9 protein-coding genes and 2 pseudogenes are annotated in these 14,260 nt (G+C 31.4%); 8 read left to right on the forward strand and 3 right to left on the reverse strand.

Annotated features, from left to right (window positions below; all coding sequences use genetic code 11):
* The 5 genes and pseudogenes from UIB65_RS06030 to UIB65_RS06050 all read left to right on the forward strand — a co-directional run.
* Positions 1–1,740: Ig-like domain-containing protein (locus tag UIB65_RS06030; protein ID WP_330040257.1), on the forward strand; the 1,740-nt coding region annotated here is incomplete at its 5' end.
* Positions 1,741–1,871: 131 nt separating this feature from the next.
* Positions 1,872–2,228 (forward strand): annotated as a pseudogene (locus UIB65_RS06035) (flavodoxin family protein); the annotation flags it as partial.
* 389 nt (positions 2,229–2,617) lie between these two features.
* A complete protein-coding gene (locus UIB65_RS06040; RefSeq protein WP_330040258.1) occupies positions 2,618–4,885 on the forward strand; it encodes a hypothetical protein in 2,268 nt (755 codons plus the stop codon).
* Between the two features lie 10 nt (positions 4,886–4,895).
* Complete coding sequence (locus UIB65_RS06045; RefSeq protein WP_330040259.1) at positions 4,896–10,160, forward strand: right-handed parallel beta-helix repeat-containing protein; 5,265 nt, start codon at positions 4,896–4,898, stop codon at positions 10,158–10,160.
* Positions 10,161–10,474: 314 nt separating this feature from the next.
* Positions 10,475–11,531 (forward strand): annotated as a pseudogene (locus tag UIB65_RS06050) (transposase).
* Positions 11,532–11,686: 155 nt separating this feature from the next.
* On the opposite strand, the gene UIB65_RS06055 reads toward UIB65_RS06050, so the two are convergent.
* Genes UIB65_RS06055 through UIB65_RS06065 form a run of 3 tightly spaced genes read right to left on the reverse strand, consistent with a single transcriptional unit; the run spans position 11,687 to position 12,820 of the window.
* Positions 11,687–11,959, reverse strand: coding sequence for a hypothetical protein (locus UIB65_RS06055; protein WP_330040260.1), 273 nt, complete (start codon positions 11,957–11,959; stop codon positions 11,687–11,689).
* 14 nt (positions 11,960–11,973) lie between these two features.
* On the reverse strand, positions 11,974–12,276 hold the full coding sequence (locus tag UIB65_RS06060; protein ID WP_330040261.1) for a hypothetical protein: 303 nt from the start codon (positions 12,274–12,276) through the stop codon (positions 11,974–11,976).
* A 22-nt stretch (positions 12,277–12,298) separates the two neighbouring features.
* Complete coding sequence (locus UIB65_RS06065; RefSeq protein WP_330040263.1) at positions 12,299–12,820, reverse strand: hypothetical protein; 522 nt, start codon at positions 12,818–12,820, stop codon at positions 12,299–12,301.
* Positions 12,821–12,877: 57 nt separating this feature from the next.
* Here UIB65_RS06065 and UIB65_RS06070 point away from each other — a divergent pair, with 57 nt between their 5' ends.
* From UIB65_RS06070 to UIB65_RS06080, 3 genes are all read left to right on the forward strand, one after another.
* On the forward strand, positions 12,878–13,093 hold the full coding sequence (locus UIB65_RS06070; protein WP_330040264.1) for a hypothetical protein: 216 nt from the start codon (positions 12,878–12,880) through the stop codon (positions 13,091–13,093).
* 26 nt (positions 13,094–13,119) lie between these two features.
* Positions 13,120–13,965, forward strand: coding sequence for a pantoate kinase (locus tag UIB65_RS06075; protein WP_330040266.1), 846 nt, complete (start codon positions 13,120–13,122; stop codon positions 13,963–13,965).
* Positions 13,958–14,260: SAM-dependent methyltransferase (locus UIB65_RS06080; protein ID WP_330040267.1), on the forward strand; the 303-nt coding region annotated here is incomplete at its 3' end. The genes UIB65_RS06075 and UIB65_RS06080, both read left to right, overlap by 8 nt.

A 14,260-nucleotide genomic window follows, 5' to 3' on the forward strand; every position in this document is an offset into this window, starting at 1 on the left:
ACGTTAGATTATAAAATACACTTTGTCAGCAGCAATCCTGACATTGTCACTGTTTATGATAACGGTACAATTACAGCTAATAAAATTGGTAATGCAGTAATTACCATTACCTTTGACGGTGAAAAATTATACAAACCGTCTAATGCAACTGTAAATGTGGAAGTGACTACTAAAACAACTACTGTTAAAGTGGATTCTCCTTCAAAGGCATTGCGTGTGGATGATACTGACTTCATTAAAGCGGTTTTAATACACGGTCCTGAAATCCATAATTTAAATTATGTGAGTGACCATCCGGAAATAGTAATGGTTAATCCGTTCACTGGTGAAATAACTGCACGGTCTCAGGGAAAAGCTAAAATTACCGTAAGTTATGCCGGTGATGATGAGTATCATGCATCCAGTGCAACTGTTGATGTATCAGTTTCAAAATATACGACCCATGTTGTTGCAGATACATCATACAGTTTAACTGTTTTCGATAAATTGGATTTAAATGCCAGTGTTACTCCTAATGGTGCTGCCTTGAAATATGTTTCAAGCAATCCTGATGTTGTAACTGTTAATCAGTATGGTGTAATGGAAGCTAAAAAATCAGGAAATGCTACAATTAACATTAAATTTGAAGGTGACAGGAAATATCTTCCTTCAGAAAAAACAGTAATAGTATCAGTTTCAAAAGTTCCTACCTCAATTGATGTTGGAAATATTTACTTGTACTCAGGCGATGAATATGACTTGGGCAGGGTTTTACTGCCTGTTGATGCTCCGGCAAGTAGCAAATATTTAACTTTTGCAAGTGATGATTGGGACGTATTTGATGTAGATTCAAAAGGAATAATCACAGCATTCCATGAAGGTTCTGCTGAATTGTCCATTGAATTTAAAGGAAACGACATATATCTTCCATCCCATGCTTTTGTAAAGGTATTTGTGCATAAAAGAACACTATCTCAAGATGATTGTAAATTCAATATAGAAGTTTCAGATGATTCCGGTGAAGCTAAATTTACTTTAACAGTTCCTGAGAATGCTGAAGGTTCTTTCATAGTAATTGTAGATGGTGTACCATATGGGGAATCTATAGAAAATGGTTTCGCTACTGTAGATGTATCTGATTTGGAGCCTGGAGATCATAAGGTTGTAATGAGATACACTGGTGATGAAAAGTATGTAAGTATCACCAATAACACTGTAATTCACATCTATAAAATCAAAATAGACAAAAACAAGAATGTGGCTGTTACATGTGTTGAAAGAGCAGTATATTCTGTACATTTAACTAGAGACACTCAAGCTATGGAAGGCAAAACCGTTATATTCAAAGTCAACGGCAAAAAATACACTGCAGTAACTAATAGGAATGGTTATGCAAAAATTAAATTACCTAAACTACCTGCAAAATCATACAGGATAACTGCATCCTATAAAAACATATCTGTAGCTAATAAGATTGTCTCAAAACATGTTGTGGTTGCCAAAAACCTAAAAGCTAAGAAAACAAAAGCTTTAAAAGTAAAAGTTACTTTAAATAAGGTAAACAAGAAGTATTTGTATTCCAAAAAGGTAACTTTAAAATTCAACGGTAAAAAATACACTGCAAAAACAAATAAAAAGGGTGTAGCTACTTTTACCATTGCTAAAAAAGTTTTAAGTAAGCTCAAAGTTGGCAAATCTTACAAATACAAAGTGGCATACTCTAAAGATAGCGTAACCAAAAAAATTAAAATAACAAAATAGAGATTTGTTTTTTTTCTCTATTTCTTTTTACTTTTTTTAACAACCTTTAAATATTTCAAATTCATTAATTTATTTTGAGGTTGATTATATGAAAATTTTAGCTATACAGGCAAGTCCTAGAAAAAAAAGGAAATACAAATCGTGTTTTAGATGAAATGATTAAAGGCTGCGAAGACAATGGCCATGAAGTTATCAAATATTATGTTAGTGGATTGGACATTAATCCGTGCAGCGGCTGTGAAATCTGTGCAAAAGGTAAAGACTGCAAATTTGATGATGACGGAGCTGAAATAATCAATCAACTTGCAGAAGGAGCTAGTATCATTATTGATTCCCCAATTTACTTTGGTCAAATGGCCGCACAGGCAAAAACAGTCATTGACAGGTTCTATTCCATTTTCAATAATCCTGAAAAAAAGTTCAACGGAAAGGCCGCTATGATATTTACCCATGCATTCCCCAATTCAATCTTATTAAACACAGTTTAGTCTAAACTTATATATATGTTTCTAAGTTCTGCCATTCTATATTAACTGTATTTATATTTTTTTCAAGGTAAATGAAGATGAATATGCATAATATTGCAGCAATAATAGCGAGTAATTGGGAAAAAATTATGGAAAAGAGACTGATTAAGTTATTTCTATTCTAAGAATGATACGGAGGATAAAACTGTTTTTAAAAAGAAAATTAGTAACTTTCAACAAAGGGATGAATTACTATTATATTACTCTCTTTTTTGTATATTTTTTAAAAATTATTTTTTAATATTATTTAATTTTTATTATTAAATTACATTATTTACTAAAAATTTATAAATGAATTTTTAGATATATTAATAATGTATTAAAATTTTGAAAATTTGAGGTAAATTTTTATGAAAACTAAAGAAATTTTTATAGTATTGGCCATATTGTGCCTTTTAGTGTCTGTAGCGGGAGTGTCCGCTGAAGATAATAATACTATAAAAGATAATAAAGAAACGGTTTTAACCAGTTTCGATGATTCTAATAAAGTATTGGAATCTTCAATATCTGAAAATTTAACAGAAACTTCTAAAACTATCAGTGATCTTCGTGATGAAATAGAAAATTCTGATGATAATTCCGTTGTAAAAATAGAAAAGGATTATTACTTTAATAATGACAGTACTCCTGACAATAGAGGGATAACCATATTAAAAAATAATGTAACTATAGACGGTCAGGGGCATACATTTGATGGAAATTCATCAAATTTGACTTTTCTTTTCAGAATCCATGGAGATAACGTAGTATTGAAAAATATGAACTTTATAAATTGGGAATTATACAATTCTTATGACATTATTGAATGGATAGGTAATTCAGGATTGCTTGAAGATTGTAGATTTATTAATAATACTGGTATAAGCGGTGGAACTGTTGACTGGACAGGTATTTCTGGACTCATGTCTGGTTGTGAATTTATAAACAATACTGCAGATAACGGTGGAGCAGTCTATTGGTATGGTGAAGATGGTCATATATCTGATTCCACTTTCTACAATAACACAGCTTATGAAGCTGGTGGGGCATTATATGTCTATGGAAGAAATTTCACATTGTCTTATAGTAATTTTGAACTAAATACTGCAGATGTTGGTGGAGCAATATACTGGGAAAATGACAGAGGACTAATTTATGAAACTCAGTTTATAAACAATACTGCCGATACGGCTGGAGCATTATACCTTTTAATAGGTCCTTTTAATGTGATGGAGTCTACTTTTATAAACAACACTGCTGATGATTACGGTGGTGCTATTTATTGGGAAAGTATGGATGGAAATATTACTGAGTGTTATTTTTTAGCAAATAATGCATCAAACGGTGGAGCTGTATACGGTGACAATTATTGTGATGTAACTATAAATAAAACTTACTTTGAGAATAATAGTGCAGATTTCGGTGGGGCTGTAATGATTGAGGATAACGGCAATATTGACAATTCATTATTTGAATCTAATTCCGCTACATCCTATGGTGGAGCTATCTATGCGGATAGTGAAGCAACAATCAATAACACTGATTTTACTGGAAATAAAGCTGAAACTGGTGGTGCTGTTGCAATAGCAGATGGTAATATTTCAAATTCAACATTTACAAAAAACACTGCAAATTCAGGTGGAGCGGTAGCTGCTGCCGGTGAAGTTGTGGTTGATGGAGTTTCTTTTGAGGCAAACAAAGCAAAAGATAAAAGTAACAATATCATTTCACAGGATGGCAATATCATAACAAAAAATTGCGATTCCGACACTCCAATTATTTTAAATGGAATTGAAATGGAAATTGATGACAGCATTGATCAGTATACATATGGTGAGATAATTAAAATACCTGTTGCAATAACTCAAAACGGTAATCCGATTAATGGAGGAGTTGTTTCAACTAAAATCAATGGAAAAACATACTCAGCAAATGTCGTAAACGGTACTGCAACAATAGCTGTTCCTAAATTAAATGTAGGAAAATACTCCCTAACCGTAAATTATGTTAGACAAGGATATAATGATCCTGCACTTAAGTACAATGTCACAGTAGTTAAATCAAAAGCTATTGTAATTGCATTTGCAAAAAGATTTATTATAAACTATCCGAACAAATTTAACATTGCACTTAAAGACGGCAAAGGAAAAGTTATTGTAGGTAAAAAAGTTATTGTTAGAGTTAATGGCAAATATTTGGGAACTGCAAAAACCAATTCAAAAGGTATTGCTACATTAATAATCTCTGCAGTTAAATTCAAGATATTAAAAGCAGGTTATAAAAATTTAGCTATTACTTTTGCTGATTCAAATTATAATACTGCTTCCAAAGTTGTTAAAATTAGAATACTTAAAGAAAATACTAAAATCGCAGCTAAAATTAATACCTACAAGAGCTCTTTGAAAATTAAAAAATTTGCAGTTGTATTGAAGAATTATAAAAATAAACCGGTGAAGAACTTGAAAGTTACACTTAAAGTTAATGGAAAATTATATGTTGCTAAAACTAATTCTAAAGGTCAGGCAATATTCAAAATAACTAAATTAACAAAAAAAGGAACTTTTATTTCTATAGTTAAATTTTCCGGTAATTATTATTATAATACAATATCCAAAAAGGTAAAAATTAGGGTTATATGAGGTTTTATAAATGAAATCTAAATTATTGATTATTTGTTTGTTATTGCTTGCATTATGCTCAATTTCTTCAGTTGCAGCGCAGGACGCCAATAATCAAACAGATATTTTTCAAAATAATAATGAAGCAATTGAAAATGGCGATGCTTCAATTGATGAAGATTCAAAATTGCTTTTGACTAATGATAATGTACTGTCACAGGGCAGTTTTGATGATTTGCAGAAAAAAGTTAATAATGCCTCTGAAGGTTCTACATTAGTTTTGGATACAAATTATCAAAGTACTGATAATATTCTAAAAATAGATAAAACCATTACAATTGACGGTAAGGGTCATACAATCAACTGTTCCAAACAGGGACTGAAATCTTCAGCAGGAACAATCACTATTAAAAATCTAATATTTGTAAATGGTAAAAATGATGATTACCAAACAGGAGGATGCATATACATAACAGGTTCTGCTAAATACATAGTTATTAACTGTACATTCAAAAACAATTATGCTAAAAATTATGGTGGAGCTATTTTCAATAACGTGGAAGATACATTAACCATTATCAATTCAACATTCACAAACAATAATGTTGATGTTCATGGCGGGGCAATATATTCAAAAGGAGATATTGTAGTCAAAAATTCAAAATTTTTAAATAATGCCGCTAAACGTTCAGGGGGTGCAATCTACTCTCAGAGAATGTGTACTGTTACCGATTCAGTATTCGATTCAAACAAGGCAGAAAGTGACGGTGGAGCAATCATATCCAAAAAAGATTTAACAGCAGAAAACTCCAAATTCACAAACAACAAGGCTAATGATGGTGGGGCGGTATTTACTACAGAAGATGGAGTATTTGATAAATGTATATTCACAGGTAACAATGCTAAAAGCGGAGGAGCTATCTATTCCAATGGTGTAAAACGTACATTGATAAATGACTGTATTTTAAACAACAATGTAGCTTCTTCCGGTAGTGGAGGAGCTGTTTATTCATACAAATGGACTCATGTAGACAACTCCACATTCACAGGCAATACTGCAGACGGTAAAGGTGGAGCAATCTATACAGATTACATCAGCTTCGGAATTAACGGTCTGTTCCAGTCAAATACTGCTAAAAATCATGGTGGAGCTATTTACACATCCACAATATCAAATGACATCACAAATGTAAAATTCATTGGAAATAAGGTAACCGCTGATTTTGGTGGTGCGCTTTATATCAACAATAAATGTAAAGACATAACATTCAAATCATGCAGTTTCATAAACAATTCAGCTACAGCCGGTGACGGTGGAGCAATACACAGTGACAGCAGTTCCACTAATCTCAAATTCCTTCAGTGCACTTTCACTGGAAATACTGCGGCAGGAGGTAAAGAAAGACGTTATGGTGGTGCAATTCGTTCAAATGGTGTTGTAAACATAGATAATTGTACATTTGCCAATAACTGGGCTGAAAACTATGGTGGTGCAATATATACAGAAAAAGCAAATGAGATAAAAAATTCCGTTTTTATTTCAAATCAAATTAAAAACGGTGGAAAAAGAGACGGTGGAGCAATTTACATTAATAAAGAGTGTACTATAAATATAAATGGTTGTTATTTTGAATTTAATAATGGTGTGGAACGTGGTGGAGTACTCTACACAGATTCTAAAAATGCTCATTTAAGATTAACCAATAATGCATTCATAGGAAATTCTGCAAGCGGTCAGGGAGTGACTGTTTTCAATAGTGGTTATTACGATGCTGTCAACAATAATTGGTGGGGTGCTAATGGTGTTCCTCTTGGAAACCAATTGAAAGAGTACCATACCTTTGGAAGTAACACTGATAAAAACGATGACAGTCCTGTCAGCGTAAGTGTTTCTGGTGATAAAAACTCATATGTTGATGTAAAAGCATCTATCAAGATATCATTCACAGGCAATGTTCCATATTATACATTCGATAAAATATCATATTCATCAGACAAAAAAGGTGTTTTTGTTGACAAGAAAGTTAACGGAAATTTCCTGGAACTAAAATATATTCCAAACGAGACTGGAATTCATAAAATTACTATTTCAGTCGGCCAGTTCCAAAAATTAACATTTGAAACCACTGCTTCATATATCAGTGTTTACGGTTATGATTTAAATAATGTATTCGGTGAAGATAAATATTATTCTGCTGTATTTAAAGATTCAAAAGGTTATTTCTTGGCTAATGATACTGCAGTAAAGTTCAACATTAACAATGTCAACTATACTGGATATGTTACTAATGGTATTGCTAGTCTGTATGCTAATTTGCAACCTGGCAATTACACTGTTAAAGCAATAAATCCTGTTACCAATCAAACTTTCACAAATAAGCTGAATATTAAAGAAAGAAATATGCTGTTCAACATCAATGATCCTTATGTTGTCCAGTTCAACAGTAAATATGCAACAAACAGCAGCAATGTTACATTCACAATAAATGGTAAAACATTCAACAGCAACATTTCCGAAGATGGTATTGCTTACTTCAGACTCAATGTTGCTGCGGGAAAATACACTGTTACAACCAAATTCGGAGATATTGTCATACATGAAAACATTACAGTTTCAAATAAATTTTCCAATATGGATTTGGGATTGAATGATGCAAGCTATGGTTCATTCCTGCCTATAAGCGGTAATGAAACATTCACAATTAAGAATCTGACCATGGTCAGTTCTCTTGGAGATAATCTCTATAGATATGTTTTACCTCGGGGTGAGGCTTTCATATTATACAATGTCACAGCCTCAAATACTGCTGAGCTAACTAATGTTTTAAGAAAAATATCTGCCAAGGAGTTCAGAGCAGATGTTATTATCATCAATCTTAAAAAGGAAACTTATAAGGTCACTGATAACTTCTGGAGAGACCAGGAATGGTATTATCTTATTCATTTAACTCATGGAACTTTATTCATTAATGGTAATGGAGCTACTTTAGATGACGGTTATCACCATAATTTCATGGCTTTGGAACCAAGTACTCGAACAATCATTAATAATGTGACATTTAAGAAATTTTATCGTGTATTTTCAAGTGCTGGTGACGTCAGCTGTACCAATTCAGTATTTGTAGAAAACAACGCTAAATTTTTCCAAACAAAAACACCGGCTTCTGTAATCTACAATAAATACAAGGCTTCATTTGAAAACTGTATTTTTGATCATAACAAAAACGATGATGTGACTTTTGGCAGCCATGATGAAAACACTATGGGTGGTGTTTTATATGGTGAAAAGAATTCAGTAACCAATTTCATAAAATGTCAATTTAAGGCTGAATCAGATAATGTGCGTGCCGTTGATAAAAGTATGATTGTAGTTTATGATGATGATTTCAATGCATATAATCATATTGTTGCCAACGGTTATCTTGAAACCGCTGCAAGTATAAGCATAATGAAAACAGGTTCATATAATAAAAATAATACATTAACCTACAATATTTCTTCAGTTGATGAACTTTTAAAATGGAATAGATTAAAAGATGGTAAATTCTCTTTAATATATAGATTATATAATGTTTTAGATGATGCTACAGCATATGTATTCAATTTGGCTCCGGGCGTATATAATGCAAAATATGAACATTACCGTGATAAACATCAGGATGAATGGAGAACTGATTATCAAGGTTTAATGCCTGCCATTGTTCAGGATGAATACTTGGTTGATGTAGGTGCTAAGCCTGTTGTTATAAACGGTCATGGAGCTACAATAGCTTATCCGGATGCTTTAGTATTTAATGATTATCATTTTGCATATGTTCCAAAATCAGGGTCATTAACTTTAGTTAATATGACCATTAAAAATTTCAACACAGCTATTATTAACTATGGAACATTTATTGCGATAAATTGTACATTTGAGAATAATAGAATTAACCACATTAGTAAAACCGGAGATTTCGGTGGTGCTGTTAGAAACTATGGTCATGTTTATTGCTATAATTCCACATTTAAAGATAACGGAGCTAATGCAGGTGGTGCATATTACAGTGATGACTCTGCAAACGCTCTATTTTCAAACTGTACATTTTCAAACAATAAAATTGTATCCAAATTAGTTTGGAAAAATGGAGATCCAAGCAATTTGCACATCACTGGAAACTCAGTTGTTAAATTAGTAAATTGTAAAGGTATTCGTAAAGACAGTATTAAACTAGATAAGAGTGGTATTTGCTTAACTAGAGATTCTCTTGGTTATAGTGTATACAATGCAGTAGTAGACAGCATTTCATCTTTGATAAAAGTTTCCAAAATTGTTAAAAACAATAAGGAATATGATATTATCAACGTAACTTTCAAACCTGGAAGTTATGCTATCTTCCCGGATTCAAATACATTATTTGAAATGGATTATGGAATGTTGATTTTAAACGGTAACGGTGCAAGGGTTTTTGTGTCAAATCCAAAAGATAGTGACGAAACCAAATTCTTAACAACCACTTCACGTTCTACAGTCAATATCGTAAACTTGTCCATTGAAGGATTTAACATGGCAATAATCAATTCCGGATCTTTAACAATCACTAATTCATCATTAAATAACAATAGGGTGGATTATAATTTCAAAGAAGATTATGGTGGTGCTATCGTTAATAAAGGCGGTATTTTGAATGTTTTAAATACTACATTTAACGGCAATTATGCAAAATATGGTGGAGCTGTTTACACTACTAGTGCTACTCACTTTATTATATCCACTTTCACAAACAACTATGGATATAATAGTAAATCAAATGTGGATATTTATAATAAGCAAGGTTCCGTTGAAATTGTTTCTGTTACTAATATAATACCTAAAATTACTGAAAAAAATCCTGCACCTGCTTGGAAAGTTCAAATGCTTGAAACTGGTATATTTTTAGTAACTTTAGCTGTTACTATGGGTTCCAGTTGGGCAATTAGTGCAACAGGTGTTGCGGCTGCGAATTTGATATCAATGGGTGCCGGTGCTCTTATTGGCGGTAGTTTTGGTGCTTTGGAAGGATTTATCTATTCCAATGATCATCAGGATTACAGCAGCTTCTGGGTAAGAGTATTAAAAGGTGTAGCTAATGGTATCAGTTTTGTTCCATATGGGGCAGCAGCTAATAAATTAGCACCAATTACAGATCAGTTAATTAAAAAAGCTGCTCTTGATAAAATCTATGCTAAATTTGTTCAACAGACTGTTAAATTAGCTAAAGAGCAGGTCACTGCAATGAGTAAGAAGAATTCATACGAAATCATGAAAATATTTTAGGGAATTAATTGTATACAATTAATATCCTTTCTTTTTTTTATTTTTAAATCAATATTATTTCATAATATGGAATGACTGCATTTTTAATTGGTTTTCTTTGGATTATAAAGCATTTTTTTTACATCAAAATATTTAGGGGGCCTGAATTTTTTTGATATAAATTCAAGCTAATTTATCTTATTTTTATATTTTGTGATGGTTAACATTTTTAGTTTCTAAAAATACAATTGAATAAACATTAATTTTTAAAAAGGGTGCAATAATATCGTTAAATTTAAGTATTATGTGTTACATATATTTATTTGGCGATAAAAATGAAACACAGATTAAATTTAGATATTAAAGACCCAAATTATACTTTGTTGAAAGAAATATTTAAAATTATGGATTCTAGAAAATCTTCACAAATTTTAGCATCCTGTGGATTTAAAAATTTAAATAAACAAATAACTACTTTTAAAATCATATTTATCAGCATGTTCTTTGGATTAGATATTCCATTCGTATTAAATGAACTTGAATCCAAAAAAGAACTTCAAAAATACTTTAATATTTCAGAAATTTTAACTGCAGATCAAATTTATAAAACTCTTTCACTTCAGGACTCTGAAAAACTTTTAAAAGTATTAAATAGGATATTAAACCACCAAAATAGAGTAAAGAGAAGGGGAAAAAGATATTTATTGTTGATGCAACACCAATTGACTTAGATTTCAATTTTAACAGAAATAAAAAGACAAAAGAACATCTAAAAACTTTAAATTTAAAATGGAGCTATTCATCCTCTAAAGGATTTTATATTGGATTTAAAGCCACAGTCATCATCGATTACGATAATATGGATCCTGTTTCAATTTTAATCCATTCTGGAGCTCCCAATGATGCAAAACTTTTTGACGAAATAATGGAAAATCGCAAAAAAGACGAATTATACAAAAAGGAGACATATTAATCTTTGATAAAGGCTATTACATCTATAAAAACTATCAATTGGGAATTAGCAAATATAAAATTGTTCCATTCATTTTTCCAAAAGACAATTTCAAAAGAACAAAGCTCAATGATCAATTATCCTATCCATTACAAGTATTTAAAAAAACAAAGAAAATATTAGTTCAAAAACCATTTTACAAGAATTTAAAACACGAATTACTCAAAAAACTCGACAATTGGCAAAAATTCAAACCAATCCGAGGAAAAATAGAAGACTTCTTCAAATTACTCAAACAAGGACTAAATTTAAGAGTAATACATAAATACACACCAAAATCAGTAGCAAAAACTGTTTATTTAAATGTATTTTTAGGAGCACTAATCATATCACAAGGATTTTACTCAAAAACCGCCATACAACAACTTTCAGAAAACTAAAAAATTCAGACCCCTAAAAAGAGTTTTATCAAAACCAATGAAAAATGCAAATGCTACTGAAAAAAATTGTTTTCATTTGATTTAAATAGGCTTCCAATAGCATCTGCAAATGATCATTGAACACAAACCAATATAAAACTATTGGCCACAAATTATTATTTCCCATTACCCAAAACCTTTTTAAGACCATCAAGTTCAGACTTAACTTTTTGGAGACTATCAATATCAGACTTAATTTCATCCAATTCAGATCTTAATTCTTTATTTTCATTTTCTATTTCGATAAATTCTGGAGATTTAATAGATAATTTTTCCACTTCTTTATTTAATGTAACAGCATGCATATGCTCAACATAATCATTTTTTAAATCTTCAGGATTAGTCATGAAGTAAGAAGCATCAGTTTTGTTTTTAGCTTTACCTTGCAAATCGTTTACATTATCTAACTCATACCGTCATTATAAAGTGCTGAAGCATGAAATTTACGAAGCATATGACTTCTAAAACGATTATAACTTCCTACCTTCCCTAAGCCTAATTTACCATTCATATTAGCGAACAAATCTGAAAAATAACAATTTCCAATTTTGAATAATTGTTTATCATCAGTTAAATGATCAGTCCTACTAAGTAGATATGAATTTATTGCATTTACTGCTTCAGGAGTACAATAAGTAGTATAATATTTATCTGTTTTTTGTCTACGAATATTGAAAGTTGGAATTACATGTTTTGCATCATCCAAATCCTCAATTACATCATAAATATTAGTTTTTTTTTGTATATTTGCTTAAAGAAGTAATATAATCTCCAATTGTTAAATTTAAAGTTTCCCTTCTAGCACAACCACTAGACACCATAAAATAAATTATAGCTTTCAAAATTGGATTAGCAATACTTATTGCTTTTCTTAAAATTTCTTTATCAGGCAAATCACTAAATCTTACCGGTGCTGGAGTAGCAACATTCTTTTTGTTAACAGGAGGTAATTCAAATACTTCAATTTCGTAGTATTTATATACTGCAATTACTGGTCGCAATGTAGTATACATTGTATTTAAAGTATGATTTTGTAATAAATGTTGTCTAAATGTTAATAATCTTCTTTTTAATGTTCTTTTTTTCCATTTAATACCTTTATCTTCTTCTTGTTCTGCTTCTTCCAAAAGTTCTTCCATAGACATTGAACAGAACTCAGTATATCTCTTTACTGCATATTTATAAAGTAGTTGAGTTCTTTCAGAATGATTTTTCATCAAATGTATTTCAGTTAATAGCTCGTTATCCATAATATCCACTTTCTACAAAATTTATTAAATAATTTTATAGAGAGCATTTGAAAAGTAATGACTTTTCAAAAGGTATGGATATTTTTAGTTACTTTCCCTGATAAGAATATCTATGAGCCATACATTAAACTTACTGAGGCACAGCCATTCATGAACAACACTGAACTTGAATATATCGAAACTTTGGAAGTTGCCGGTGTTAAATTAATTGGCGATGCTGATAAAGCTGAAGAAGACCTTAAAAAGGTATATGAAATTGGTCAAAAATTTTAATTAACTGGAAAGACAATAGATATATTATGAGTAAATCAGTTTTTGTACCTGGACACATTACAGGTTTTTTCAACATCGAAAGCCATGAGATAAGTTTAAAAAACGGATCCTGTGGGGTGGGATTTCTGCTTTCCAAGGGTGTTAGAACCACTATATCTCCTGCAGACAAATTGATTGTCGATGTCAATCAGGGAGATGAGACAGTAATTGATGAGGTTTTAAAAATTTTGGAAATCGATGATGCATTTAAAATCACGCAGGATATACAGCTTCCGATTGGTGCTGGTTTTGGAACATCTGCCGCTTCTGCATTTAGTTTAACATTGGCTATAAATGAATTTCTCAATTTGGGTTATTCTGAAGAGCTATGTGGTCAAATTGCCCATATGTCAGAAATAAATTTGGGTGGTGGACTAGGTGATGTCATTGCCCAGACTGGCCAGGGGATGGTATTGAGGACTAAATCAGGCGCTCCGGGAATTGGTGAGATAAAATCATTTAAGAAAGATGTTTTTGTAGCTTACAAGACATTTGGACCAATTGAAACTGCAGATATAATTCGTGATCCTCACCAAAAACAGATACTCTCTGAAGCTGGTTTGAAATATCTGGAATTGTTTGAAAAGGAACCTACCGTGGAGAATTTTTTGTCTTTTTCCAACAAATTTTCAAATGAGACAAAGTTAATGTCAGACGATGTTAAAAATTTAGTTGATTATTTTAATTCTTCGAGTGATATTTTGGGTAGTTCAATGGCAATGCTTGGAAATACTGCATTTGCTTTTGCATATGATGAAGATGTTTTCAAAAAACTAGACATTGATGGATTACATATATGTGAACTCAACAAAATTGGTATCGTTTATGATTAAATTAAGCTATGACATCAAAAAATATCGTCAGGATTTGACAGACCTGGTCAATGTCGGAGATACTGTAATTGAATTGGGGTGTCATCTTGGAGGCACAACCCAATTATTTTCTTCAGATTGCAATGTGATAGCAATTGACAATTCTCCCGAAGCCGTTGGGGTACTGGATGATTTTGACAATGTCGAGTTTATTTCAGGTGATGTAAGACGTCATGAAGTTTTAGCCGAAGCTTTTAAAAAAGTCCAAAACTGTGAAGTATTGGCAATTGATTTGGGTGGTGGATATCATCCGGAT

This window comes from Methanobrevibacter sp. (assembly GCF_036307625.1).
Lineage (GTDB): Archaea > Methanobacteriota > Methanobacteria > Methanobacteriales > Methanobacteriaceae > Methanocatella.